This window comes from Streptomyces hygroscopicus subsp. hygroscopicus (genome assembly GCF_001553455.1).
In the GTDB taxonomy this organism is placed as follows: domain Bacteria; phylum Actinomycetota; class Actinomycetes; order Streptomycetales; family Streptomycetaceae; genus Streptomyces; species Streptomyces hygroscopicus.
This window is the reverse complement of record NZ_BBOX01000139.1, coordinates 28,609-53,423: the sequence shown is the minus strand read 5'-3', so window position 1 is coordinate 53,423 and position 24,815 is coordinate 28,609. Positions and strand designations below refer to the sequence as shown.

Here is a 24,815-nt window from a genome sequence, read left to right as displayed (position 1 = left end):
GCGGTGCCGCGGGAGACGACCGCGGATCGGCAACTCAGCGGAAGATCAGATTCCGCTACGGTGGCCACCATCGGAGTCGGCCGCTATGGTGCGGCGGGTGACCACGAAGACCGTGCCCTCCCCCGACTTCGTCACCCTGCGCGGTCGGCGGTTCGCCCTGACCGACTTCGGCGGACCGGGCGCCCCGGTCCTGGCCCTGCACGGCCACTTCGGCCGGGGCAGGATGTACGCGCCCCTGGCCGCCGCCCTCGCCCCCGAATGGCGGGTGATAGCCCTCGACCAGCGGGGGCACGGGCTGACCGGCGGCGGTGGCCCCTTCACCCTGGACGAGTACGTGGCCGACGCCGCCGCGCTGCTGCGGGAGCTGCGGCTGGGCCCGGTCCCGGTCGTCGCCCACTCCACCGGCGCGGTCGGCGGGTACGCCCTCGCCGCCCGCCATCCGGATCTGGTGAGCGCGCTCGTCGTCGAGGACATCGGCGCGGTGACGGACCGTCCGGTGGTCAGCCACCCGGTGCTCGACGTCTCCAACTGGCCGACCTGGGCCGTGGACCGGGAGAAGCTGCGGGCGGCCATCGAGTCCCGGGGCATCCCGGACGCCTCGTACTTCCTCGACAGCGCCGAGCCTGACCCCCAAACGGGCGGCTGGCGGCTACTGTTCGAGCCCAGCCACATGATGGCGTCGCAGCAGGCCATGTGCGGTGACTTCTGGGACGACTGGCTGGGCTCCTCCTGCCCCGCACTGCTGATGCGCGGCGAGCACAGCCCGCTGCTGCCGCCGGGCCACGCCCATGAGATGGCCGACCGCCGCCCCAACACCAGGCTCCGCGAATTCGCCGGGTGCGGTCACTGGATCCACGACGACGCGCCGCGGGAGTACGCCCGCGCGGTCCGCTCGTTCCTGAACGCGCTCTAGCCCGGCTCCAGCCCCGCGCCTCCCCTTCTCCCGTACGTCCGTACGTCCTCGGGACGTTCCCATGCCCGTCCGGCGGGGCGGACGGCGCCGATCAGCCAGGGCGCCGCGTGGGCTCGCCCCGCCCGCCCGGCGGGCCGCCGCACAACCGAAACCGAGCGCCGACCGGTGTGGGGACGGAACCGGACCCGGCGGGCGTGGGCGAGCCGTGGCGGGCGTGGCCGGGGCTGACGGGCGTGGCGGGTGTAGGGCGGGGCCAACGGGCCCAGTAAGCATGGACAGACCCGGCAGATCCGGCAGAGGCATGGACGGGGCGAACGAGCCCAGCAGACGCGGGCGGGACCGACGGACGGCAGGCGTCGGCGGAACCAGCGGGCGCGGACGGAACCGGCACGCGCGGGCGAGACCAGCGGACCGGCAGGCGCGAACGAGAGCAGCAGACGGCAGGCATCGCCGGAACTAGCAGACCCGAACGAGAGCAGGCATCGCCGGAACCGGCGGGCGCGGGACGGGACCGGCGGACCGGCAGGCGTCGGCGGACCCGGCAGGCGCGGGCGAAACCGGCACGCGCGGGCGAGACCGGCAGACGGCAGGCATCGCCGGAACCAGCAGCGCGAACGAGACCAGCAGACGACAGACATCGCCGGAACCGGCACGCACGGGCGGAACCGGCACGCACGGGCGAGACCGGCGGACCGGCAGGCGTCGCCGGAACCTGGCGCACCAGCGGACGGCCGGCATCGTCGGAACCGGCACGCGCGGGCGGAACCGGCGGACCGGCGGGGGTCAGGCCCAGGGCAGCTGGGAGCGGTGGCGCCAGTAGTCTTCGGCGGGTTCCGCCAGCCGCTCCAGCCCGGCCAGTCGACGTTCGTCCAGGCCAAGGCCGACGGCGGCCAGATTGGAGCGCAGCTGGGCCGTCGTGGCCGCGCCGGAGAGGACGACGGTCACCCACGGGCGGTGCAGGACCGCGGCGAGGGCGACGGCGTCGGGCGTGGCCCCCGTCTCCTCGGCCACCCGGCGGAGGGGCTCCGGCAGCCGCTCGGCGGCGGCCTCGGTGAGCCGGCCGTTGGCCACGGCCTCCTTGACGATGACCGCCCGGCCCGCCTCATGGGCCTCGGCCAGCGCCGCCCCGGCCGACGGCTCCAGCAGGTTGTAGGTGGACTGGACGGTGCGGAACAGCGGCCGGCCGTCGACCTCCACGGCCAGCGCGGCGCGGATCGCCTCGGCCTGGCGCGGGCCGCTGGTGGAGACGCCGACCGTCACGCCCTCGGCGGCCAGCGCCGCCAGCCGCGTGTGCAGCTCGCGGTCGGTGAGGGCCGGGCTCTCGGGCGTCACCGAGTGGATCTGGTACAGGTCCAGCCGGTCGCCGAGCAGCGCGTCGGTCAGCCCGCGCTGCCGTTCGAAGGTCTCGACGCCGTGGTCCTTGACCTCATGGGTCTCGGCGTCCGTACGCCAGTCGGCCACATAGGTGTAGCCCCATTTGGAGCCCACCACCACGTGCCGCGCGGCGTCCGGGCGGTCGCGCAGCCAGTCGGCGAGGAACTCCTCGGCCCGGCCGTAGGAGCGCGCCGCGTCCAGATAGCGCACCCCGGCGGCGTACGCGGCGTCCAGCAGCTCATGGCTGCGCCGCCGCATCACCTCGACCGGGCGCTCGGCCGGGAGGTCCCGGTCCCGGCCCAGGTTGATGTAGGCGGGACGGCCGACCGCGGCCAGGCCGAGCCCGATCCGGGCCGTCCCCGCCTCAGAAGCCGCGATCTCCGCGAGACGTCCGAAACCCATGGCGCCGTCCCCACCTCTCCCTTCAGCGCTTGGCGTTGGCCCACTCGTACTGAGCAGCCAGGTCCTCCTTGACCTCCGCGAGCTGGGCCCGCACCGCCACGGGGGCGGTGCCGCCGCGGCCGCTGCGCGCGGCCAGCGCGCCCGGCACGTCGAGCACGGAGCGGACCTCGGGCGTCAGATGCGGGGAGATCTTGGCGAACTGCTCGTCGGTGAGCTGGTCGAGCTCGATGCCCGTCCGCTCGCACTCCTTGACGCACTCGCCCGCGACCTCGTGCGCCACCCGGAACGGCACGCCCTGCCGCACCAGCCATTCGGCGATGTCGGTGGCCAGCGAGAACCCGGCCGGGGCCAGCTCCTCCATCCGCTCGCGGTTGACGGTCAGCGTGGCCATCATCCCGGTGAAGGCCGGGAGCAGGACCTCCAGCTGGTCGCAGGAGTCGAAGACCGGCTCCTTGTCCTCCTGGAGATCGCGGTTGTAGGCGAGCGGAAGGGCCTTGAGCGTGGCCAGCAGTCCGGTGAGGTTGCCGATCAGCCGGCCGGACTTGCCGCGGGCGAGCTCCGCGATGTCCGGGTTCTTCTTCTGCGGCATGATCGACGAGCCGGTGGAGAAGGCGTCGTGGAGCGTCACGAAGGAGAACTCCTTCGTGTTCCAGATGATGATCTCCTCGGCGATCCGGGACAGATCGACGCCGATCATCGCGGTGATGAAGGCGAATTCGGCGACGAAGTCACGGGAGGCCGTGCCGTCGAGCGAGTTGGCGGACGAGCCCCGCTCGAAACCGAGGTCGGCCGCGACCGCCTGCGGGTCGAGCCCCAGCGAGGACCCGGCCAGCGCGCCCGAGCCGTACGGCGAGACGGCGGTGCGCTCGTCCCACTGCCGCAACCGCTCCGCGTCCCGCGACAGCGCCTGGACGTGGGCGAGGACGTGGTGCGCGAAGAGCACCGGCTGGGCGTGCTGAAGGTGCGTACGGCCGGGCATCGCGACGTCCGGGTGCGCCTCGGCGAGCCCCACCAGGGCCTGCTGGAGGTCGGCGATCAGCCCGCCGATGATCCGGGCGTGGTCGCGCAGGTACATCCGGAAGAGGGTGGCGATCTGGTCGTTGCGGGACCGTCCGGCCCGCAGCTTGCCGCCGAGGTCCGGGCCCAGCCGCTCCAGCAGACCGCGCTCCAGGGCGGTGTGCACGTCCTCGTCGGCGATGGTGCCGGTGAAGTCGCCGGAGGCGACATCGGCCTCCAGCCGGTCCAGCCCCGCCAGCATCCGCTCCAGCTCATCGGCGGTGAGCAGCCCCGCCGAGTGCAGCACCCGGGCGTGGGCGCGGGATCCGGCGATGTCGTACGGCGCCAGGCGCCAGTCGAAGTGCACGGAGGCGCTGAGCTTCTCCAGTGCCTCGGACGGCCCGTCGGCGAAGCGGCCGCCCCAGAGCCGGACGTCGCCGCTGTTGCCGTTGCTCACGCTGTTGCTCCTGTCGGCTGTGGGGTGATGCTGTGCGAGTGGTGCTCGGGTGTGGTGGTGTGGCGGTGGTGCCGTGTGCGGTGGTGCTGTGGGTGTGGTGCTGTCGGTGTGCGACCGCCTTCCGGCCCGGGGCAGGAAGGCGGAGTGGATCCGTGATGGTACGCAGGCTACTGCCGAAGGTCCCGCTTGGCGGCGATCTTGCTGGACATCCCGAAGATCTCGATGAAGCCCTTCGAGAGCGACTGGTCGAAGGTGTCACCGGTGTCGTAGGTCGCCAGGTTGAAGTCGTACAGCGACTGCCGCGACTTCCGCCCGGTGACCACGGCCCGGCCGCCGTGCAGGGTCATCCGGATTTCGCCGGACACCTGCTCGTTCGCCTCGGCGATGAAACCGTCCAGCGCCCGCTTGAGCGGCGAGAACCACAGACCGTCGTAGACCAGCTCGCCCCACCGCTGCTCGACCTGCCGCTTGTAGCGGGCCAGTTCGCGCTCGACGGTGACGCTCTCCAGCTCCTGGTGGGCGGTGATCAGCGCGATGGCGCCGGGGGCCTCGTAGACCTCCCGGGACTTGATGCCCACCAGCCGGTCCTCGACCATGTCGATCCGGCCGACGCCCTGGGCGCCCGCCCGCTCGTTGAGCCGCTGGACGGCCTGCAGCACGGTGACCGGCTCGCCGTCGATCGCGACGGGCACGCCCTTCTCGAAGGTGATGATCACCTCGTCGGCCTCGCGCGGGGTGGCCGGGTCGGAGGTGTACTCGTACACGTCCTCGATCGGCGCGTTCCAGATGTCCTCGAGGAAGCCGGTCTCCACGGCCCGCCCGAAGACGTTCTGGTCGATCGAGTACGGGGACTTCCTGGTGGTCGCGATCGGCAGGCCCTTGGCCTCGCAGAAGGCGATCGCCCTGTCCCGGGTCATCGCGTAGTCCCGGACCGGCGCGATGCAGGTCAGATCGGGTGTGAGGGAGGAGATGCCCGCCTCGAACCGCACCTGGTCGTTGCCCTTGCCGGTGCAGCCGTGGGCGACGGTCCCGGCGCCGTGCTTACGGGCCGCCGCGACCAGGTGCTTCACGATGACGGGCCGCGACAGCGCCGACACCAGCGGGTAGCGGTCCATGTACAGCGCGTTGGCCTTGATCGCCGGAAGGCAGTACTCCTCGGCGAACTCGTCCTTCGCGTCCGCGACCTCCGCCTCGACCGCCCCGCAGGCGAGCGCGCGCTTGCGGATGACGTCCAGGTCCTCGCCGCCCTGGCCGACGTCCACGGCGACGGCGATGACCTCGGCACCCGTCTCCTCGGCGATCCAGCCAATGGCGACGGAGGTGTCCAGGCCGCCTGAGTAGGCGAGTACGACGCGCTCGGTCACGGGTCCCTCCTCACGGTCCATGCGTTCTTAGGCATAAGTATGCACTGTGCCGTATGTTTCGTCAAAGCGGCCCGCGAACGAGCGCATGTGCGGGACCCCAGGGCCCCCCGGCGCGACCTGCTCGTGTTCGCCTGACGACGCGGCCGTCACCGTGCCGGACGGCTCGTCCCCGCCGGTGCGGTGATGTCACCATGGTTGACGCGGGGAGCGCGGCTGTGGACCGAAGGGGAGTCGGGGCCCATGCAGAAGAAACAGATGATGGTGCTCGGAGCGATCGTGGTGGGGGTCCTGTGGATCAACAACCACGGTGACGGCAACACCAAGGACGGCGACTCGCCCTCATCGGACCAGAAGGACCGGTACCCCGTCCACTTCCAGAGCGAGAAGGAAGGCAAGAAGGACAAGACGGAGGGGAAGGGCGACAAGAAGCACCCCGAACCGCGCTCAACGGTGTCCTACCCGATCAAGTTTGACCATCGATGAGATCGGTCCGCGTCGTCGCAACGACAACCCGTGGCAGTGGTGTGCCAAGATGCGCTCAACGACAGACAGGGCCCCTGGACTGCCCTCGTGGCCTGTGCCGCGCACCGACCGGCCGTAAGGGCCGTAACGGCCGTACGGGCCGTACGGCATCCGTCCGAGACGACTCCCGCCCGACCGGGGCCGTTCACGGCGCGGGAGAACGACGTTCGGAACCGGAACACCCACACTGACCGCCATGGATCCCCTGAGCACCGTCCCCGGCCGCCGCCGATTCCTCGCCGCGGCGGTCGGCCTCGCCGCCACCGCCGCCACCGCTGCCGGGGCGCCCGGGGTGGCCGCCGCCGCGGACCCGGAGCGGCTGCGCGTCGCCACGTTCAACATCCACCACGGCGCGAGCCCCGCCGACGTGCTGGACCTGGAACGCGTCGCGCGGGTGATCGAGGCCATGGAGGCGGACGTCGTCGGCTTGCAGGAGGTCGACCGGTACTGGCGGCGCAGCGGCTTCGTCGACCAGCCGGGCTGGCTGGGCGAACGGCTGGGCATGCAGCACGCCTTCGGCGCCAACCTCGACCTGGCCCCGGAGGAGCCCGGCCGGCCGCGCCGTCAGTACGGCACCGCCGTGCTCTCCCGCCGGCCGATCCTGTCGTGGAGCAACACCCGCCTTCCGCTCTTCCCCGGCCACGAGCAGCGCGGTCTGCTCCGGGCCACGCTGGAGCTGCGCGGCACGCGCGTCACCTTCGCCGTGACGCATCTGCAGCACGACGACAACCGGGAGCGCGAGCAGCAGTCCGCCCGGATCGTCGAACTCCTCGGGTCTTCCCCCGAGCGCACCGTCCTGGTCGGCGACCTGAACGCCGTGCCCGAGGCCCCGGAGATCCGGACCCTGACCGGCGTGCTCGACGACGCGTGGCCGCGCGTCGGCACCGGCGACGGCTTCACCTACGACGCCGTCACCCCGCACGCCCGCCTCGACTACCTTCTCGCCTCCCGCGACATCCGCCCGCTCACCGCCCAGCTCCGCACGGCGGACCCGGCGGCCTCTGACCACCTGCCGGTGGTGAGCGACCTGCAGGTGCCCGCAACGCGCCGACGGCGCTGACGTCGCGCCCGGTCGCGTCGCGACGACGGCTGACCGCCGGCGGGGCTGTGGCAGCACCTCCCGGAACCCCAACGTGTGAATCCCGGCGGCCATTGAGTCATCGCGCGCCCCCAGCCGTACCCCCTTGCGCCGGAGCCCAAGGGAAGGGGACAGGCCGTGACGACGCTATTGAACAGCCGGGCCGGGCGGCGGCAGGCCATGCGCCGGATCCGGCCCCGCCGTTCACCCGCCGTACCGTTGGCCCTGCTGAGCTGGGCGGGCGCGGCGGCGGTGCTGTCGCTGTGGTGGCGGAACACTCCGAACGTCGACGGCACCGCGCAGTGGCTCACCCACGCCGGCCGGCTCAGCGGGCTGCTCGGCGGGTACGTCCTCGCCCTCGTCGTCCTACAGATGGCGCGCGTTCCGGCGCTGGAGCGGCGCGTGGGGTCGGACCGGGTGGCGCGGTGGCACGCGATGAGCGGACGGTACGCGCTGTGCCTGATCGTGGCGCATGTCGGGCTGATCGTCGCGGGGTACGCGGAGCAGGCGGGCACCGGGTTCGTCGACCAGGGCGTGACCGTGGTCATGGACTACCCGGACATGGCCGAGGCGGCGGTCGGCACCGCGGTCCTGGTGGTGATCGGGCTGGTCTCGGCGGGGACGGTGCGCCGCCGGCTGCCGTACGAGGTGTGGTACTACCTGCATCTGTTCACCTATGCCGCCGTCTTCCTGACGTTCTGGCACCAGCTCGCGACCGGCGCGGAGTTCGTCGGGCACGAGACCGCGGAGACCGCCTGGTACGCGCTGTACGGCACGGTCACCGCGCTGGCGCTCTGGTACCGGCTGCTGGTGCCGCTGCGGCTGAACCTGCGGCACCGGATGCGGGTGGCGGCCGTCGTACCGGAGGCGCCCGGGGTGGTGTCGGTGCTGATCAAGGGGCGCAAACTGCACCGGATCGGGGCCCAGGCGGGCCAGTTCTTCCGGTGGCGGTTCCTGGCGCCGGGGATGCGCTGGGGCTCCCATCCGTACTCGCTCTCCGCGCCGCCCCGGCCGGAGCTGCTGCGCATCACCGTCAAGGCGGTGGGCGGCCACAGCACCGGACTGGCCTCGCTCGAGCCGGGGACGCGGGTGTGGGCGGAGGGCCCGTACGGGGCGATGACCGCGGCGCGGCGCAGCCGCGGCAAGGTGCTGATGATCGCGGGCGGGGCCGGGATCACCCCGATCCGGGCCCTGTTCGAGACGCTGCCCGGCAAGGGCGGCGATCTGACCCTGCTGTACCGGGCCCGCAGCGTCGAGGATCTGGCGCTGTGGGAGGAGCTGAAGCAGATCGCGACCGAGCGCGGGGCCCGGCTGCTGTACGCCGTGAACGGGCCGGACGGCGCCCGGCCGGAGATCACCGCGGAGCGGCTGCGCCAGGTGCTTCCGGACATCGAGGACCACGACGTCTATCTGTGCGGCCCGCCGGGACTGGCCGAGCACGCGTACGGGGCGCTGCGTGAGGCGGGGGTTCCGGATCGCCGGATCCACCACGAGTCCTTCGAGCTGTGACCGAGTCCGTCTGCCCATGACCGAGTTTGTTAAGCGGTGACCGAGCCCGTCTGTCCTGACCGGGTCCGTTGCGCTGTGACGAGTCCGTTGAGCTGTGACCGAGGTGAAGCCATGAAGAGGAAGCATCCGCTGCGCCGCATCGCCGTGGGCACGGCCGCCACCGTCTCCGGTGTGGTGCTGCTGCTCGCACTGAAGCAGCCCGGTCCGGGGGACGGCCAGTCCGTGGCGCGGAACCAGCCGGGGCAGGCGCCCCCGGTCGCGGCCACGGCGCAGCCGGGCACGGGCGGCGCGGAAGCCCCGGGCGGTACGGGAGCCGGGGGCGGCGCGGGAGCCGGGGCCGGGGCGGGCGCCCGTACGGTCGTCGGTGATGCCGTCCAGACGCAGTACGGCCCGGTCCAGGTGAGCCTCACCGTCAGCGGCGGGAAGATCACCGCGGCGCAGGCGGTCAGGACGCCGGACTCCGGGCCGCGCAGCGCGCAGATCGCCAAGGACTCCGTCCCGAAGCTCAACCAGCAGGCGGTGGCCGCGGCGAAGGTGGATACGGTCTCCGGTGCCACCTACACGAGCGAAGGGTATGCCAAGTCCCTGCAGAGCGCTCTCGACAAGGCGGGTGCCCGATGACGGACGAGCCGTATGGGAGCGACGCGCCCGAGCCGCTGCGCCATGCCGAGCACGTCATGGGCACGGTCTTCTCCTTCGACGTACGGGAGGTCGCACCCGCCGACCGGCCCCGGGTCCGGGCCGCGCTGGACGGGGCCGTGGCCGGGCTGCACCGGGTGGACGAGCTGTTCTCCACCTATCGCCCGGACAGTCAGATCAGCCGGCTGGGGCGCGGTGAGCTGACGCTGTCGCGGTGCGATCCGGAGGTCCGCGAGGTGCTACGGATGTGCGAGGAGGCCGAGCACCGCAGCGGCGGCTGGTTCAGCGCCCACTACGCCGGCCGGCGGCCCGATCCGACGGGCCTGGTCAAGGGCTGGGCCGTGGAACGCGCCGCCCGGATGCTGGTCTCCGCGGGCGCCGGGTCGGTGTGCGTGAACGGCGGCGGCGACGTCCAGGTGCACGGCGGCCCCTGGCGGGTGGGGATCGCCGATCCGCTGCGCCGGGGCGAACTGGCGGCGGTCGTGGAGGCATCCGGCGAACTGGCCGTGGCGACCTCGGGCCCGGCCGAGCGCGGCTGCCACATCCTGGACCCGCGCACCGGCCTGCCCCCGGCGGAGGGCCTGGCCTCGGTCACCGTGGTCGCCACCAGCCTGGCCGACGCGGACGCCTGGGCCACGGCGGCCTGCGCGATGGGCTCCGGACGCGCCCGCCCCTGGCTGGGGCGGCTCCCCGACGCCGAGGCGTTCGTCGTCACCGCCGACGGCTCCACCTGGCACACAAGCGGTTTCACCCGCCATATGGCGGGCCTGTGCGTCTGACTCCGGCTCCGTCCCCCGCCGCCCGCCGCCGACCACGCGCGTCATTCCACCCCAGCGAGCAGTCCGGCCGCCCCCTCAGAGCTCAACCACCTTCTGCACCTCGTGCCCGTCGACCAGCTCCTTTGGCGCCTTCGGCGGGCAGACCGCGCCGAGCGTGACGGCCGCATTCGACGGCCGGGCCGTTGTCCAACGGCTTGAACTGGGACCGCGCCATCCGCGCGGCAGTGGCGCATCTGGGCACCACGCTCGCCGCCCGACCGGACGACGCGCGGCTGGCCGGGCCCGTGCGCAGGCTCCGCGCCGGGAGAGGAGAGCCTGCCGCGCTGTGGGAGGCCCACGACGTCACCGTTCGCCGCAGTTTTTCCTCGAACAACGGTGCTCTGAGTAGGAATACTCAGGCGGCCGCGCCCCGGCCTCCCTATACTCCGCGTTGTTTCCATCACAGACGGGGGGGGAGGGCCGTGACGTCCTTCGAACAGGAATGGGCACAAGCCAAAGCGGATGCGTCCGCGGACGTGAGCACGAGACTCGCGAGCGCTGACGGCTGGAACAGCGGTGGTAATGCGGGTGGCCTCCGGTCCGACAAGAAAGCATGGAGCGCGGCGGCGAGCGGAGTCGGAACGCTGAAGGAAATCGTCAAGACCGCACTGACAGAGCTGGAACGGGGGCAGAAGAGCCCCGAGGGCTTCGACCCGTTGGCCGTGATCCCCGTAATTGGCCCTACCGTCGCCCCAGGCTCGCAGTGCGTCGCCGCTCAGCGAGAGGTCTATCAGTCCTGGAAGCGGTACCTGGACGATGTGACCGGTAGATGCGACGCGCTCAAGGGGCGGCTGGAGAAGTCGGGCCAGAACCACTACAAGAACGACAAGGCCGTCCAGGGCGCGTTCGAGGAACTGGAGAAGCGCTACAAAGACACCCCCCGGGCGGGTGGCCAGAGCCGGGCCCGGTGATCCGAAGCGATGGACTACGCAACGTTAAAGGCCCTCCAGCCGTCCGAGTTCGAGGATGCGGCGGTCGGGTACCGAGCCACCAGGGACCTGGTGAGCGGGGCCAAGGACATCCTGGAACAACGGATCGCGGGCAGAATGCAGGCCGACCTCGAGGGCGAGGCCGCGAGCGCGGCCCTCGAGCAACTGCGGGAACTGTGGCAGAACTTCCACTACGTCCAGGTGGAGTGCGGGCTGCTCACCACGGCCCTCACGGCGCTGTTCGCCGAGATGCAAGCCGCCAAGAAGAAGCTCGAGGCCGCCGTCGAGGACGCCCGCGCAGACAAGATGACGGTGAACGCGGACGGCTCGGTCAGTTACCCGGCAGGCGGTGAGAAGGTCGACGGCAAGGTGCCGGAGGGTGGGAAAGTGACCGGCAGCGCCGGGGGTGACCGGGGCGGCAGTCCCCTCGACCCGGCCGACCCGTCGTCCCTCGCCGACGCGCTGGACCGGCAGGCGGCGGCACAACACCCCAACCCCTACTTCGGCAGGGCCGTCGAGTACGCCAACCGGATAGCCGAAGCGGTGGAAGAAGCCACCGAGGCCGACGAGTTGTGGGCCCCAAAGCTGCGGCAGCTCAAGGCGGATGACGACTTGACCGTCTCGGCCAAGGACTGGATCGACGTCCAGAAGGACACCACCGGTGTCCGCACGGCCGCGAAAAGCTATCTGGACGACATCAAGCCCCCTCCCAAACACGGCGATCCGATAACGAACGCCGCCTGGTGGCGGGGCCTCTCACCGGAAGAACAGGACGCGTACCTTTCTCTGCACCCCGCCAGTGTGGGGGATCTGGACGGGCTCCCCGCCGAGGTCCGCGACGAGGCGAACCGTACCGTCCTCGCGGAGTCCCGCGCCCGTGTCACGGAAGAACGTACACAGCTGCTGGCGCACGAGCCCACGAAGAGCAAGGTGCTCTACGACCCCGAGACCGGGTCTCCGGTGGGGAAAGTGGATACGGTGGAGTGGACCCAGTGGAACGACCGCAAGAAGAGGCTGGACAACGCGATATCCGGTATAGACATCATTCAGCGGCGCTTCGAGCAGACGGGGACCGACGGCCTGCCGAAAGCGTATTTACTCGGCTTCGATCCCTTCGCGAACAAGGACGGAAGGGTCATCATCGCCAACGGCAACCCGGACACCGCCGACCACACGGCGGTGTTCGTTCCAGGCACCAAAACGGTACTGGGGAATATCGACGACGAAATCGACAAGAGCGATCGTCTGTGGCGGCAGAGCAACAAACTGGCCCCTGGGGAATCCACATCGACCATCACCTGGTTCGACTACGACGCACCACGCTCGGCCAAGCCCGGTGAAGCGGGAGACATCGACCCCGAGGCAAGGGACGACTCATATGCGCGGAAGGCCGCGCCCACACTCCGGCATTTCATGGACGGTACGGAGGCGGCCCACCGCTCGGCCACCGGGGACACCTCGCATACGACCCTCATCGGCCACAGCTATGGCAGCACAGTCATCGGCGACACAACCAAATATCCCAGTGATTATCGCGTCGCCGACGACATCATCGCCGTGGGCAGTCCCGGGATGCAGGTGGACCGTGCCGCGGATCTCGGTCTCAATCCGAAGCACGTATGGGCCATGGCCGGCGGCGGCGACGACAAATGGGTCAGGGAGGGGGGACGGCTCGGCGGGCTGGGCGATAACGGAGTCATTCCCACGGACGAGGCGTTCGGCGCGAATCTCATGGAAAGCGACTCCCCCAGTCACGGCGGTTTCTGGGCCGAGGAGAACAATAGACCGTCCGTCAGCCTGGAAAACCAAGCCAAGGTCATTGTCGGGAGATACGACGATGTCAAACTGCATAGGGAAGCCCATTGGTGACACGCATCGGTCGACGTCGTACCCGGATGGCTCTGCTGCTGCCATGTGCCCTGCTACCGATGGTGGGATGTTCTTCGGTGGATAACGACGCGAACAAGCTCGGCTACGAGCCCGTGGTGCGGGACAAGCGGGAGGTCGAGGACGAAGTCGGCTCGCTGTCCAGCAGGGTCCTGGAGATGCTGCGGGTCAAAGGCCAGGTGACCGAACCCGGGCCCATGACCAACTTCTGCGAGACCGGTGGTGACGACACACCGCGCTACCGGGTCGTGGCCCATCCGTGGTCGCTGTACGGCGTGGACAACAACGCCCTCGGTAAGGGGATGGACCGCCTTGCGGACCAACTGCCGAAAAAAGGGTGGAAGGTGGTGCGGCAGGGGCCGGACAGCAGCAAGAACCGGAACCTGGAGATCGTGGCGGTGCACGTGACGACACACACCCATCTCGAGGTCACCTGGATGAAGGGCCAGGACGGCCATGAACCGCTGATCTCTGTCGACGTCACCTCCCGGTGTTTCCGCGACGACCACACGCCGAACGACTGAGCTTCGCGGCGCTCATGCGTGGCCGCCGACCGCCTCGGCCGGTACGGGCCGGGTCGCGGACGTGCGCGCGGGGGCTTTCTTGGAGGCCATACGCCCGTGGAACCATCGCTTCGGCGGCCACCCGCGGGGATAATGAGCCGCATGGGAAAGGTGTACGAACGCATAGACGGCAGACTTCGCACCTTCATCGAAGAACAGAAGATCTTCTTCACCGCCACCGCCCCGCTGGCCGGGGACGGCACGGTGAATCTCTCCCCGAAGGGGCTGACCGGCTCCTTCGCCGTACTGGACGAACTGACCGTGGCGTATCTGGACTTCGCGGGGAGCAACGCGGAGACCGTCGCCCATCTGCGGGAGAACGGCAGGATCACCCTGATGTGGTGCGCCTTCACCGGCCCGCCGAACATCGTGCGGGTGCACGGCCGGGGCGAGCCGGTGTTCCGGGACGATCCGCGCTTCCCCGAGTTGCTGGAGCACTTCCCCGGCATCGACGTCGACGCCCACGGGCTCCGGGCGATCATCGTGGTGACGGCCGAGCTGATCCGGGACACCTGCGGTTACGCGGTCCCGTATCTGGACTACCGCGAGGACCGCCCGCTGCACGCCAGGCGCTTCCAGCGGGAGGACGACGAGTCGCTGGACCGCTATTTCCACAAGAAGGAGCACATCGCCAGCAGCATCGACGGGCTGCCGGGGCTTCCGCTGCCCCTGCCACCCCTTCGCTCGGCGTAGCCGGTCGGCTCCGCACCGCCGCCCGCTCCGTGCCGCCCGCTCCGTGCCGCCCGCCCGGCGCGGGCCGGTCCGCATAGTGGCTGCAGTGACCACATAACGAGACAGTGTTGCGGAAGGTGCCTCCGGAAGCGTTCCATCACGCGGTGCGATCCGAATCGAAGAGCTCCTCGGCGGACTCCCCGACGACAGCGGCGGCACAGGCGTCCGCCGCGTCGTCGGAGTCCGCTCCCGCCGACCGGGCGGCCCGGCGTGCCGTCACCGTCTTCCCCATCCTGGTGCTCGCCGCCGGCGCGGCGGGCCTCAGCACACCCGGCACCTTCAGCGGCTGGGCTCCGAACGTGCCCTATCTGCTCGGCGTGATCATGTTCTGCATGGGGCTGACCATGACCCCGCAGGACTTCTCCGGCGTCATCAAGCGGCCGTGGGCGGTGGCCCTCGGGCTGATCGCGCACTACGTGATCATGCCGGGGCTGGGCTGGCTGATCGCCAACGCGCTCGGTCTCTCTCCGCAGCTGGCGGCCGGGGTCATCCTGGTCGGCTGTGCACCGAGCGGTACGGCGTCCAATGTGGTGACCTATCTGGCGCGCGGCGACGTGGCGCTCTCGGTGTCGGTCGCCACCGTCTCCACGGTGCTCGCACCGCTGGTCACCCCGCCGCTGACGCTGCTGCTGGCCGGGGAGTTCCTGCCGGTGGACGCGGGGTCGATGGTCACCGACATCCTCAAGACCGTGCTGCTGCCGGTGCTCGCGGGCCTGGTCGTGCGGCTGTTCGCCGGGCGGTACCTCCACCGGGTGCTGGGGCTGCTGCCCTGGCTGTCGGCCGTCACGATCGGTGTGATCGTCGCGGTCGTGGTGGCGGCCAGCGCGGACGCCATCAAGTCGGCGGCGGCGCTGGTGCTGCTCGCCGTGGTGCTCCACAACGGGCTCGGCCTGGCGCTGGGCTACGGGGCGGGCAAGGTGGCCCGGCTGGGCGCGCCCGCCAGCCGGGCCATGGCCTTCGAGGTCGGCATGCAGAACTCCGGGCTGGCCGCCTCCCTGGCCGCCGCCCACTTCAGCCCGCTGGCCGCGCTCCCGGCCGCCGTGTTCTCCGTCTGGCACAACGTCTCGGGCGCGCTGGTCGCGGCCTGGATGTCGTACCGGGCCCGCCGCCGCCCCGCCGCGTAGCGGACCGCCGTCCCGGCGCGGGAACACATGCGCCGCGCCGACGCTCCGGGGAGGAGGGTCGGCGCGGCTCGTGGCGCCCCGCTGTCCGGTTCCGACGGGCTCCGGCGAGCTCGGTGCGTTCGGCGCGGGTCTCGGTTTCTGACGGGCTCCGACAGGTTCCGACGGGCTCCAGCCGGTTCGACGCGTTCCGACGGTCTCGGCTTCTGACGGGTCCCGACGGGCTCTGTCAGGTTCCGCCTCGGTTTCTGACGGGTTCCAACGGGTTCCGCCCGGGCTCCGGCGGATCTCCGTGGACATCGCGGAGGTGCGCCGGAGACCGGATGGAACGGCGCTAACGCTCCTTCTGGGCCAGCCGCAGCAGGTGGTCGGCGAGCGGCTGGCCGCCCGCCGGGTCGCGGCTGATCAGCAACAGCGTGTCGTCGCCCGCGATGGTGCCGAGGATGTCGTGCAGCTCCGCCGAGTCGATGGCCGAGGCCAGGAACTGGGCGGCGCCCGGCGGAGTGCGCAGCACCACCAGGTTGGCCGACGCCTCCGCCGAGATCAGCAGCTCGCCCGCCAGCCGGGCCATCCGCGCCTCGCTCGCCGATTCGCCGAGCGGGGCGCGCGGCGTACGGTCGCCGCCCTCGCTCGGCACCGCGTAGATCAGCTCACCGCCGGTGTTGCGGATCTTCACCGCGCCCAGCTCGTCCAGGTCCCGGGAGAGCGTCGCCTGGGTGACGGAGAGCCCGTCGTCGGCGAGCAGCTTGGCGAGCTGGCTCTGGGAGCGCACGGGCTGCCGGTTGAGGATGTCCACGATCCGGCGGTGGCGTGCGGTGCGGGTCTGCGGCACGGCCGGGCCGTGGTTCGCGGCGTCCTGTGCGTCGGTGTGCTGCGCCTCGGTCATCGGTGTCGTCAGTCTCCGGCTCGTCGTTCCCCGTCGCCCTCGTACGCCGCGTCCAGGACGCCGGGCAGCTCCCGGAGGAAGGTGTCCACCTCGTCGTCGCCGATGACGAGCGGCGGGGCGAGCCGGACCACGTCCGGCGCGACCGCGTTCACCAGGAGTCCCGCGTCCTGAGCCGCCTGCTGCACCCGCGGCGCGAGGGACTCTGTGAGCACGATACCGAGCAGCAGCCCGGCGCCGCGGACCCGGGCGACCAGAGAGTGGTCGAGCGACTCGATTCCGTCACGCAGCCGCTCCCCCGCCCGCTTGACCCGGTCCAGGACGCCGTCGGCGGCGAGGGTGTCGAGGACGGCCAGGCCGGCGGCGCAGGCGACCGGGTTTCCGCCGAAGGTGGATCCGTGCTGGCCCGGGGTCAGCAGCTCGGCCGCGGGCCCGAAGGCGACGGTGGCACCGATCGGCAGCCCGGCGCCGAGCCCCTTGGCGAGGGTGACGACGTCGGGCTCGACGCCCTGCGCCTGGTGCTCGAACCAGTGGCCGGTCCGCCCGATGCCGGTCTGGATCTCGTCGAGCACCAGCAGGGTGCCGGTGGCCCGGGTGATCTCGCGCGCCGCCGCCAGATAGCCGGCCGGGGGCACGATGACGCCGTTCTCGCCCTGGATGGGCTCCAGGATGACGAGGGCGGTGTCGGTGGTGACGGCCGCGCGCAGCGCCTCCGCGTCCCCGTAGGGCACATGGGTGACGTCGCCGGGCAGCGGGAGGAAGGGTTCCTGCTTGGCGGGCTGTCCGGTCAGCGCGAGGGCGCCCATGGTGCGGCCGTGGAAGCCGCCGGTGGTGGCCACCATGTGGGTGCGCCCGGTGCGCCGCCCGATCTTGAAGGCGGCCTCGACCGCCTCCGCGCCGGAGTTGGCGAAGTACACGCGTCCGGAGCGGCCGAAGAGCTGGAGCAGGCGTTCGGCGAGCGCCACCGGGGGCTCGGCGACGAAGAGGTTGGAGACGTGGCCGAGGGTGGCGATCTGGTCGGACACGGCCCGTACGACGGCGGGGTGGGCGTGGCCGAGGGAGTTGACGGCGATACCGCCGACGAAGTCGAGGTACTCCTTGCCGTCCGCGTCCCAGACCTTGGCGCCCTCGCCGTGGGTGAGCGGGACGCGGGGGGTGCCGTAGTTGTCCATCAGCGCCCCCTGCCAGCGCCGCTTCAGCTCAGCGTTGCTCAACTCTGCTTCCCCTCGGTGTCGTCGTCCTCGTTGATCACGGCCCCGTCCGGCAGGACCATGGTGCCGATGCCCTCGTCGGTGAAGATCTCCAGCAGGATGGAGTGCTGTACCCGGCCGTCCAGGACGCGGGCGTTGGTGACCCCGTGGCGCACCGCGTACAGACAGCCCTCCATCTTCGGCACCATGCCGCTGGCCAGCTCCGGCAGCAGCTTCTCCAGCTGGCTCGCGGTGAGCTTGCTGATCACCTCGTCGCTGTCGGGCCAGTCGGCGTAGAGGCCCTCGACGTCGGTGAGCACCATCAGCGTCTCGGCGCCCAGCGCGACGGCGAGCGCGGCGGCGGCGGTGTCGGCGTTGACGTTGTAGACGTGGCCGTCGTCGGCGCTGCGGGCGATGGAGGAGACGACCGGAATCCGGCCGTCGTCCAGCAGCGCCTGGACCGCGCCGGTGTCGATCTCGGTGATCTGGCCGACCCGGCCGATGTCCACCCGCTCGCCCTCGATCTCGGCGAAGTGCTTGGTGGCGGACATCAGATGGGCGTCCTCGCCGGTCATGCCGACGGCCAGCGGGCCGTGCCGGTTGAGCAGCCCGACCAGTTCCCGCTGGACCTGTCCGGCCAGCACCATCCGCACGACGTCCATGGCCTCGTCGGTGGTGACCCTCAGCCCGGCCTTGAACTCGCTCACCAGACCGTGCCGGTCCAGCTGTGCGCTGATCTGGGGGCCGCCGCCGTGGACGACGACGGGGCGCAGGCCCGCGTGGCGCAGGAAGACGACGTCCTGGGCGAAGGCGGCCTTCAGGTCGTCGTCGACCATGGCGTTGCCGCCGAATTTGATCACCACGGTCTTGCCGTGGTGACGGGTCAGCCAGGGCAGCGCCTCGATGAGGATGCGGGCCTTGGGCAGGGCGGTGTGTTTACGGGCGGATTGTTGTCCCGCGTTCGGGTGATGGACCGTCATATCCGACTTCCGGAAGACTTTCGATTCAGCCGCCGGGCGGGCGGTGCTGGCCGGTGGAGGCGACGTGCGACCTGGCTCGGATGCGTCCGAGCGGCCGTCGGTCGCCGGTGAAGCGGGAGCCCTCGTCGGCGACGGCGGGGACCCGGGACAGCCAAGCGGGACCGTCAAGAGGAGTACGCGCTGTTCTCGTGGACGTAGTCGGCCGTCAGGTCGTTGGTCCATATCACCGCGGACTCACCGCCCGCCGCGAGGTCCGCGGTGACCCGGACCTCGCGGTAGCGCATGTCGACCAGTTCGCGGTCCTCACCCACCGAGCCGTTCTTGCACACCCAGACGTCGTTGATCGCGACGTTGAGCTGGTCCGGTTCGAAGGCGGCGGAGGTGGTGCCGATCGCCGAGAGCACCCGGCCCCAGTTGGGGTCCTCGCCGTGGACGGCGCACTTGAAGAGGTTGTTGCGGGCGATGGAGCGGCCCACCTCCACGGCGTCGTCCTCGGTGGCCGCGCCCACGACCTCGATCCGGATGTCCTTGGAGGCGCCCTCGGCGTCCCCGATCAGCTGGCGGGCGAGGTCGGCGCAGACGGTGCGGACCGCCTCGGCGAACTCCGCGGCGTCGGGCGTGACACCGGAGGCGCCGGAGGCCATCAGCAGCACCATGTCGTTGGTGGACATGCAGCCGTCGGAGTCGATCCGGTCGAAGGTGGTGCGGGTGGCGGCGCGCAGCGCGGTGTCCAGCCCGGGGGCGTCCACATCGGCGTCGGTGGTGAGGACGACGAGCATGGTGGCCAGGCCCGGGGCCAGCATCCCGGCGCCCTTGGCCATGCCGCCGACGGTCCAGCCGGCGGGGCTGGTCGCGACGGCCGTCTTGTGGACGGTGTCGGTGGTCTTGATGGCGATCGCGGCCTTCTCGCCGCCGTGCGCGGAAAGCGCCCCGGCGGCCTTGTCCACCCCGGACAGCACCGCGTCCATGGGCAGCCGGACGCCGATGAGGCCGGTGGAGGCGACGACGACCTCGCCCGCGCTGTGGCCGAGGGCGTCGGCGACCTTCTCGGCGGTGGCGTGGGTGTCCTGGAAACCCAGCGGGCCGGTGCAGGCGTTGGCGCCACCGGAGTTGAGGACGACGGCGGAGACCTGACCGCCCTTGACGACCTGCTCGGACCACAGGACGGGGGCGGCCTTGACCCGGTTGGAGGTGAAGACGGCCGCGGCGGCGAGGCGCGGGCCGGTGTTCACCACGAGTGCGAGGTCGGGGTTTCCGTTCTCCTTGATCCCTGCCGCGACGCCGGAGGCCGTGAAGCCCTGGGCTGCCGTAACGCTCATGGAGCGACTCCGATCGTGGAAAGTCCCAGCTCCTCGGGGAGGCCGAGGGCGATGTTCATGCTCTGCACCGCGCCACCCGCGGTGCCCTTGGTGAGGTTGTCGATGGCGCTGATCACGACGGCGCGGCCGGCCGCCTCGTCATGGGCGACCTGGAGCAGCGCGGCGTTGGATCCGTACACGGCGGCGGTGGAGGGCCACTGGCCCTCGGGGAGGAGGGTGACGAACGGCTCCTCCCGCAGCGCCTTCTCGTACGCGGCCCGCAGGCTCTCCCCGGTCACCCCGGGCCTGGTCCTGGCGCTGCAGGTGGCGAGGATGCCGCGGGGCATCGGGGCGAGGGTCGGGGTGAAGGAGACCGAGACCCGCTCCCCCGCCGCGGCCGACAGGTTCTGGATCATCTCGGGGGTGTGCCGGTGGCCGCCGCCGACGCCGTACGGGCTCATGGCGCCCATGACCTCGCTGCCGAGCAGATGCGGCTTGGGCACCTTGCCCGCGCCCGAGGTCCCGGAGGCGGCGACGATCACCGCCTCGGGCTCCAGCAGCCCGGCCGCGTACGCCGGGAAGAGCGCGAGCGAGACGGCGGTGGGGTAGCAGCCCGGCACCGCGACGCGCCGGGACCCGGCCAGCGCGGTGCGGGCCCCGGGCAGCTCGGGGAGGCCGTAGGGCCAGGTGCCGGCGTGCGGGGAACCGTAGAACTTCTCCCAGTCCGCCGCGTCCTTCAGCCGGAAGTCGGCGCCGCAGTCGATGACCAGCACCTGGTCGCCGAGCTGCTCGGCCACGGCGGCGGACTGCCCGTGCGGGAGCGCCAGGAAGACCACGTCATGCCCGGCCAGCGCCTCGGCGGTGGTGGCCTCCAGGATGCGCCCGGCCAGCGGCAGCAGGTGCGGCTGGAGCTGGGCGAGGGGCTGCCCGGCGTTGGAGTTGCCGGTCAGGGTGCCGATCTCCACCTCCGGGTGGGCGAGCAGCAGGCGCAGCAGCTCCCCGCCCGCGTATCCGCTCGCCCCCGCCACCGCAGCTCGTATCGCCATCGCCATCCTCCCTTGAGTACGGCATGACTATACGTATGATCGCAGCTTTATGCAATGAGTTTTCGGTCGGGTGGCCGTGGCCGGTGTGACTGAGCGTTTCAGTTGGCCCCTGAGCGTTGTACTTGGCCCGGCTGAGCGTGACAGGTGGGTCGGGGCGTTTCTCGCGGCCGATGAGTTTGTGGCTCCCGGCCGGTCCAAGCTCGTGACCCCTAGGAAAGGACACGGCCATGTCGGAGCTTCTCGTCGACTTCATCACCTCCCTCGACGGCCACGCATCGGGAGAGGGATGGCCCGGGTTCTGGGGCCTCGATGGCCCGGAGTACCTCGCATGGCTCGGCGAGCAGCCCGATGCCACCCACCTGATGGGAGCGAACACCTACCGCCTGATGTCGGGCTTCGCCGCAGGCGAGGTCCCGAACGGCCAAGACGAGTTCAGGCCCGAAGAAGAGGCGTCCGTCGACGAGCTCACGCAAGCGCCCAAGGTGGTGTTCTCCTCCTCGCTCAAGGAGCCACTGACGTGGGCCAACTCCACGCTCGTCCGCGACGACGCCGTCGAAGCGGTCCGCGCCATGAAGTCGAGTGGCTCGGGGCTCCTCAGCACGATCGGCAGCCTCAGCCTGTGCCGGTCCCTGCTACGAGCCGGACTCGTCGACCGCTTCCGCGTCGTGATGTTCCCCGTGATCACCGGGGCCACGGGCGAAGAACGCATCTACGACGGCTATCCGGACGTTGCCCTCGAGATGATCGAGCACCGCACCTTCGACGGCCGCATCCAGCTGGTCGAGTACAAGCCCCGCGTGCTCGAGCACCCGCCGCTCGGCGTCCCTGCGTGACGTGGCCCCATCCGCTCGGTCTGAAACGCTGCCGCAGGTCAGCCCACGTACGTCCTCCCAGGCCGCAGTCTCCGCAAAGATCCACCTTCCGGATATATGGATGTGCCGCTGGACGCTGCCCTGGGCAGAGCCTCGCGAGCTGAGCGCGCTACATGGCCGATGGGGCCAACTGAAACGCTCAGTCACAGCCGGGTGGCCGGGGACCCGGCGAGCCTCCCGCCACCCGACCGCACCGTGGCCGTGACGTCCCGGCCACGGTGGCGCACGCGAAACCGCCCCGGCCGGACGGGTCCGGGCGGGGCGGTTCGGTGGTTCCGCGGTGCGGTCGGGCGTCAGCCGAGGGTGGCGAGGGCCTGGTTGAAGGTCGCGGACGGGCGCATGACGGCCGCGGCCTTGGCCGGGTCGGGCTGGTAGTAGCCGCCGATGTCGGCCGGGGAGCCCTGGACGGCGATCAGCTCGTCGACGATCTTCTGCTCCTGGGCGGCGAGCACCTCGGCGAGCTGGGCGAACGCCTTGGCCAGGTCGGCGTCGTCGGTCTGCTTGGCCAGCTCCTGGGCCCAGTACAGGGCCAGGTAGAAGTGGCTGCCGCGGTTGTCGATGCCACCGACGCGGCGGCTGGGTGACTTGTTCTCGGCGAGGAAGGTGCCGGTCGCCCGGTCGAGGGTGTCGGCGAGGACCTGGGCCCGCGCGTTGCCGGTCTTCTGTGCGAGGTGCTCGAAGCTGACCGCCAGGGCGAGGAACTCACCCAGGCTGTCCCAGCGCAGGTAGTTCTCCTTGACCAGCTGCTGGACGTGCTTGGGCGCCGAGCCGCCCGCACCGGTCTCGAACAGACCGCCGCCGTTGATCAGCGGGACGACCGAGAGCATCTTGGCGCTGGTGCCCAGCTCCAGGATCGGGAACAGGTCGGTCAGGTAGTCACGCAGCACATTGCCGGTGACCGAGATCGTGTTCTCACCGCGGCGGATCCGCTCCAGGGAGAGCTTGATCGCCTCGACCGGCGAGAGGATCTTGATGTCCAGACCCTCGGTGTCGTGCTCGGGCAGGTACGCCTTGACCTTCTCGATGAGGTTGGCGTCGTGCGCGCGGCCCTCGTCGAGCCAGAAGACGGCCGGGTCGCCGGTGGCGCGGGCGCGGGTGACGGCCAGCTTGACCCAGTCCCGGATCGGCACGTCCTTGGTCTGGCACATCCGGAAGATGTCACCGGCGCCGACGACCTGCTCGATGACCGCGTTGCCCGCCTCGTCCAGGACGCGGACGGTGCCCGTGGTGGGGATCTCGAAGGTCTTGTCGTGGCTGCCGTACTCCTCGGCCTTCTGCGCCATCAGACCGACGTTGGGCACCGAGCCCATCGTGGCCGGGTCGAAGGCGCCGTGGGCGCGGCAGTCCTCGATCACGGCCTGGTAGATCCCGGCGTAGCTGCTGTCCGGGATGACCGCGAGGGTGTCGTGCTCCTCGCCGTCCGGGCCCCACATGTGGCCGGAGGTGCGGATCATGGCCGGCATGGAGGCGTCGACGATGACGTCGGACGGCACATGCAGGTTGGTGATGCCGCGGTCGGAGTCGACCATGGCCAGTTCCGGGCCCTCGGCCAGCTCGGCGTCGAAGGACGCCTTGATCGCCGCGCCCTCGGGCAGCGACTCCAGGCCCTTGAGGATGCCGCCCAGACCGTCGTTCGGGGTCAGACCGGCGGCGGCGAGGGCCTCACCGTGCTCGGCGAAGGTCTTGGGGAAGAAGGCCCGTACGGCGTGGCCGAAGATGATCGGGTCGGAGACCTTCATCATCGTGGCCTTCATGTGCAGCGAGAACAGCACGCCCTCGGCCTTGGCGCGGGCGACCTGCGCCGAGAGGAACTCGCGCAGCGCCGCGACGCGCATCACCGAGGCGTCCACGACCTCGCCCGCGAGCACCGGCACCGACTCGCGCAGCACGGTGGTGGAGCCGTCGTCGCCCGCCAGCTCGATGCGCAGCGCGCCGTCCTGCGGGATCACCACGGACTTCTCGGTGGAGCGGAAGTCGTCGGCGTCCATGTGGGACACGTTGGTCTTGGAATCGGCCGTCCAGGCGCCCATCCGGTGCGGGTGCGCCTTGGCGTAGTTCTTCACCGAGGCGGGGGCGCGGCGGTCGGAGTTGCCCTCGCGCAGCACCGGGTTCACGGCGGAGCCCTTGACCTTGTCGTAACGGGCGCGGATCTCCCGCTCCTCGTCGGTCTTCGGGTCGTCCGGGTAGTCCGGCAGCGCGTAGCCCTGCTGCTGAAGCTCGGCGATCGCGGCCTTCAGCTGCGGGATCGAGGCCGAGATGTTCGGCAGCTTGATGATGTTGGCCTCAGGGGTCTTGGCAAGATCACCGAGCTCGGCGAGGGCGTCCGGGATGCGCTGCCCCTCCTCCAGGTACTCCGGGAACTGGGCGATGATCCGCCCGGCCAGCGAGATGTCCCGGCTCTCCACGGTGACCCCGGCCGTGGAGGCGTAGGCCTCGATCACCGGCAGGAACGAGTACGTCGCGAGGGCAGGGGCCTCGTCCGTGTGCGTATAGATGATGGTCGAGTCAGTCACCGGGTGCTCCGCTCCACGTCCGTCTGCAACATTGCTCGACATCAAGATATCCGGTGCTCGGCCCTTTCCCGAAAGGGCCCTGGCCAGATCCGAAAGGAGACCGGACAGAAAGACGCGCTCTGGTCACCGCCGCCACTTCCTGAGATCGTCCCGTCCATGCCGACGACTCTGCGGGGCGCACGGGTGGTGCTGCGCCCCACCGATCCCTCCGATGTCTCCGCCCTGGCCGCGATCCGCGCGAAACCCGAGGTGTACGCGCGCTGGCGGGGCGGCGACGACCTGGTGGCGGCGGTACGCGAGGACCTGGCCGACCCCGGCAGCGAGCCGCTGACCGTGGAGTACAAGGGCGCGGTGATCGGCATGATCCAGTGGTCGGCCGAGACCGAGCCGGACTACCGGCACGCGAGCATCGACATCTACCTGGACCCGGCGGTGCACGGGCGGGGGCTGGGCACCGACGCCGTGCGGACCCTGGCCCGCCATCTGATCACCGACCTGGGCCACCACCGCATCGTGATCGACCCGGCCGCCGACAACGCCGCCGCGATCCGCTGCTACCGCAAGGTCGGCTTCCGGCCCGTCGGCATCATGCGGTCCTACGAGCGCGGCCCCGACGGTACGTGGCACGACGGCCTGCTGATGGACCTGCTGGCCGAGGAGCTCACCGAGGCGCCGTGAACGCCCGCGTGCACGCTCCGGCAGAGCTCGCATCCCGCGTGCCGGGACGTC

The 24,815-nt window shown here is 71.1% G+C and carries 22 protein-coding genes and 1 pseudogene; 14 read left to right on the top strand and 9 right to left on the bottom strand.

Features of this window, described 5'->3' with window-relative positions; all coding sequences use genetic code 11:
• Positions 1-85: 85 nt before the first annotated feature.
• Positions 86-913 carry an alpha/beta fold hydrolase gene (locus AXW62_RS16800; RefSeq protein WP_060945245.1) on the top strand — a complete coding sequence of 276 codons (828 nt, stop codon included), beginning with the start codon at positions 86-88 and terminating at the stop codon, positions 911-913.
• Positions 914-1,696: 783 nt separating this feature from the next.
• Here AXW62_RS16800 and AXW62_RS16795 read toward each other — a convergent pair.
• From AXW62_RS16795 to AXW62_RS16785, 3 genes are all read right to left on the bottom strand, one after another.
• Positions 1,697-2,689, bottom strand: coding sequence for an aldo/keto reductase (locus AXW62_RS16795; RefSeq protein WP_060945244.1), 993 nt, complete (start codon positions 2,687-2,689; stop codon positions 1,697-1,699).
• Between the two features lie 22 nt (positions 2,690-2,711).
• Positions 2,712-4,142, bottom strand: a complete 1,431-nt coding sequence (gene argH / locus AXW62_RS16790; protein WP_030826904.1) for an argininosuccinate lyase — start codon at positions 4,140-4,142, stop codon at positions 2,712-2,714.
• 167 nt (positions 4,143-4,309) lie between these two features.
• On the bottom strand, positions 4,310-5,506 hold the full coding sequence (locus AXW62_RS16785) for an argininosuccinate synthase (protein ID WP_060945243.1): 1,197 nt from the start codon (positions 5,504-5,506) through the stop codon (positions 4,310-4,312).
• A 240-nt stretch (positions 5,507-5,746) separates the two neighbouring features.
• Here AXW62_RS16785 and AXW62_RS16780 point away from each other — a divergent pair, with 240 nt between their 5' ends.
• The 11 genes and pseudogenes from AXW62_RS16780 to AXW62_RS16735 all read left to right on the top strand — a co-directional run bounded on the left by AXW62_RS16780 (position 5,747) and on the right by AXW62_RS16735 (position 15,307).
• Positions 5,747-5,989: a hypothetical protein gene (locus AXW62_RS16780; RefSeq protein WP_060945242.1), complete on the top strand. Its 243-nt coding sequence runs from the start codon at positions 5,747-5,749 to the stop codon at positions 5,987-5,989.
• 235 nt (positions 5,990-6,224) lie between these two features.
• Positions 6,225-7,088, top strand: a complete 864-nt coding sequence (locus AXW62_RS16775; RefSeq protein WP_060945241.1) for an endonuclease/exonuclease/phosphatase family protein — start codon at positions 6,225-6,227, stop codon at positions 7,086-7,088.
• A 198-nt stretch (positions 7,089-7,286) separates the two neighbouring features.
• Entirely contained in the window at positions 7,287-8,615 is a 1,329-nt protein-coding gene (locus AXW62_RS16770; protein WP_060945258.1) for a ferredoxin reductase family protein, read from the top strand.
• Positions 8,616-8,726: 111 nt separating this feature from the next.
• Positions 8,727-9,236: an FMN-binding protein gene (locus tag AXW62_RS16765; RefSeq protein ID WP_060945240.1), complete on the top strand. Its 510-nt coding sequence runs from the start codon at positions 8,727-8,729 to the stop codon at positions 9,234-9,236.
• The gene (locus AXW62_RS16760) at positions 9,233-10,033 is read left to right on the top strand and encodes an FAD:protein FMN transferase (protein WP_252368629.1); all 801 of its coding nucleotides are present in this window, start codon (positions 9,233-9,235) and stop codon (positions 10,031-10,033) included. Before AXW62_RS16765 ends, AXW62_RS16760 begins: the two co-directional genes overlap by 4 nt.
• 182 nt (positions 10,034-10,215) lie before the next feature.
• Positions 10,216-10,380, top strand: a pseudogene (locus AXW62_RS47150) (MmyB family transcriptional regulator); the annotation flags it as partial.
• A gap of 114 nt (positions 10,381-10,494) precedes the next feature.
• Positions 10,495-10,983 (top strand): hypothetical protein, encoded by a 489-nt coding sequence (locus AXW62_RS47145; RefSeq protein WP_063817007.1) that lies wholly within the window; start codon positions 10,495-10,497, stop codon positions 10,981-10,983.
• 9 nt (positions 10,984-10,992) lie between these two features.
• A complete protein-coding gene (locus AXW62_RS16750) occupies positions 10,993-12,870 on the top strand; it encodes an alpha/beta hydrolase (protein ID WP_060945238.1) in 1,878 nt (625 codons plus the stop codon).
• A gap of 77 nt (positions 12,871-12,947) precedes the next feature.
• Positions 12,948-13,412 (top strand): hypothetical protein, encoded by a 465-nt coding sequence (locus tag AXW62_RS16745; protein WP_060945237.1) that lies wholly within the window; start codon positions 12,948-12,950, stop codon positions 13,410-13,412.
• A 141-nt stretch (positions 13,413-13,553) separates the two neighbouring features.
• Positions 13,554-14,144 (top strand): pyridoxamine 5'-phosphate oxidase family protein, encoded by a 591-nt coding sequence (locus tag AXW62_RS16740; RefSeq protein ID WP_060945236.1) that lies wholly within the window; start codon positions 13,554-13,556, stop codon positions 14,142-14,144.
• A gap of 143 nt (positions 14,145-14,287) precedes the next feature.
• Positions 14,288-15,307, top strand: a complete 1,020-nt coding sequence (locus AXW62_RS16735; RefSeq protein WP_060945256.1) for a bile acid:sodium symporter family protein — start codon at positions 14,288-14,290, stop codon at positions 15,305-15,307.
• A 331-nt stretch (positions 15,308-15,638) separates the two neighbouring features.
• Here AXW62_RS16735 and AXW62_RS16730 read toward each other — a convergent pair whose 3' ends face one another.
• The 5 genes from AXW62_RS16730 to argC form a co-directional block, all read right to left on the bottom strand.
• Complete coding sequence (locus AXW62_RS16730) at positions 15,639-16,190, bottom strand: arginine repressor (RefSeq protein ID WP_030826936.1); 552 nt, start codon at positions 16,188-16,190, stop codon at positions 15,639-15,641.
• Positions 16,191-16,198: 8 nt separating this feature from the next.
• A complete protein-coding gene (locus AXW62_RS16725; protein ID WP_060945235.1) occupies positions 16,199-17,401 on the bottom strand; it encodes an acetylornithine transaminase in 1,203 nt (400 codons plus the stop codon).
• Positions 17,398-18,357 (bottom strand): acetylglutamate kinase, encoded by a 960-nt coding sequence (gene argB / locus AXW62_RS16720; RefSeq protein WP_037645496.1) that lies wholly within the window; start codon positions 18,355-18,357, stop codon positions 17,398-17,400. The genes AXW62_RS16725 and argB overlap by 4 nt, the downstream gene beginning before the upstream one ends.
• Positions 18,358-18,521: 164 nt before the next feature.
• Positions 18,522-19,676, bottom strand: a complete 1,155-nt coding sequence (gene argJ / locus AXW62_RS16715; RefSeq protein ID WP_060945234.1) for a bifunctional glutamate N-acetyltransferase/amino-acid acetyltransferase ArgJ — start codon at positions 19,674-19,676, stop codon at positions 18,522-18,524.
• Positions 19,673-20,701, bottom strand: coding sequence for an N-acetyl-gamma-glutamyl-phosphate reductase (gene argC / locus AXW62_RS16710; RefSeq protein ID WP_060945233.1), 1,029 nt, complete (start codon positions 20,699-20,701; stop codon positions 19,673-19,675). Before argC ends, argJ begins: the two co-directional genes overlap by 4 nt.
• Positions 20,702-20,928: 227 nt before the next feature.
• On the opposite strand from argC, the gene AXW62_RS16705 reads away from it, so the two are divergent.
• Complete coding sequence (locus tag AXW62_RS16705) at positions 20,929-21,534, top strand: dihydrofolate reductase family protein (RefSeq protein WP_060945232.1); 606 nt, start codon at positions 20,929-20,931, stop codon at positions 21,532-21,534.
• Positions 21,535-21,866: 332 nt separating this feature from the next.
• Here AXW62_RS16705 and AXW62_RS16700 read toward each other — a convergent pair whose 3' ends face one another.
• Positions 21,867-24,086, bottom strand: a complete 2,220-nt coding sequence (locus tag AXW62_RS16700) for an NADP-dependent isocitrate dehydrogenase (RefSeq protein WP_060945231.1) — start codon at positions 24,084-24,086, stop codon at positions 21,867-21,869.
• 156 nt (positions 24,087-24,242) lie between these two features.
• On the opposite strand from AXW62_RS16700, the gene AXW62_RS16695 reads away from it, so the two are divergent.
• On the top strand, positions 24,243-24,764 hold the full coding sequence (locus AXW62_RS16695; protein WP_060945230.1) for a GNAT family N-acetyltransferase: 522 nt from the start codon (positions 24,243-24,245) through the stop codon (positions 24,762-24,764).
• The last annotated feature ends 51 nt before the right edge of the window (positions 24,765-24,815 follow it).

Excerpts from the sequence above, each read along its gene's own strand:
- AXW62_RS16695 (WP_060945230.1), top strand. The coding sequence starts at position 24,243 with ATGCCGACGACTCTGCGGGGCGCACGGGTGGTGCTGCGCCCCACCGAT.
- AXW62_RS16770 (WP_060945258.1), top strand. The coding sequence starts at position 7,287 with ATGCGCCGGATCCGGCCCCGCCGTTCACCCGCCGTACCGTTGGCCCTG.
- AXW62_RS16740 (WP_060945236.1), top strand. The coding sequence starts at position 13,554 with ATGGGAAAGGTGTACGAACGCATAGACGGCAGACTTCGCACCTTCATC.
- AXW62_RS16800 (WP_060945245.1), top strand. The coding sequence starts at position 86 with ATGGTGCGGCGGGTGACCACGAAGACCGTGCCCTCCCCCGACTTCGTC.
- AXW62_RS16750 (WP_060945238.1), top strand. The coding sequence starts at position 10,993 with ATGGACTACGCAACGTTAAAGGCCCTCCAGCCGTCCGAGTTCGAGGAT.
- AXW62_RS16760 (WP_252368629.1), top strand. The coding sequence starts at position 9,233 with ATGACGGACGAGCCGTATGGGAGCGACGCGCCCGAGCCGCTGCGCCAT.
- AXW62_RS16795 (WP_060945244.1), bottom strand. The coding sequence starts at position 2,689 with ATGGGTTTCGGACGTCTCGCGGAGATCGCGGCTTCTGAGGCGGGGACG.
- AXW62_RS16765 (WP_060945240.1), top strand. The coding sequence starts at position 8,727 with ATGAAGAGGAAGCATCCGCTGCGCCGCATCGCCGTGGGCACGGCCGCC.
- AXW62_RS16705 (WP_060945232.1), top strand. The coding sequence starts at position 20,929 with ATGTCGGAGCTTCTCGTCGACTTCATCACCTCCCTCGACGGCCACGCA.
- AXW62_RS16775 (WP_060945241.1), top strand. The coding sequence starts at position 6,225 with ATGGATCCCCTGAGCACCGTCCCCGGCCGCCGCCGATTCCTCGCCGCG.
- argC (WP_060945233.1), bottom strand. The coding sequence starts at position 20,701 with ATGGCGATACGAGCTGCGGTGGCGGGGGCGAGCGGATACGCGGGCGGG.
- argB (WP_037645496.1), bottom strand. The coding sequence starts at position 18,357 with ATGACGGTCCATCACCCGAACGCGGGACAACAATCCGCCCGTAAACAC.
- AXW62_RS16730 (WP_030826936.1), bottom strand. The coding sequence starts at position 16,190 with ATGACCGAGGCGCAGCACACCGACGCACAGGACGCCGCGAACCACGGC.
- AXW62_RS16780 (WP_060945242.1), top strand. The coding sequence starts at position 5,747 with ATGCAGAAGAAACAGATGATGGTGCTCGGAGCGATCGTGGTGGGGGTC.
- argJ (WP_060945234.1), bottom strand. The coding sequence starts at position 19,676 with ATGAGCGTTACGGCAGCCCAGGGCTTCACGGCCTCCGGCGTCGCGGCA.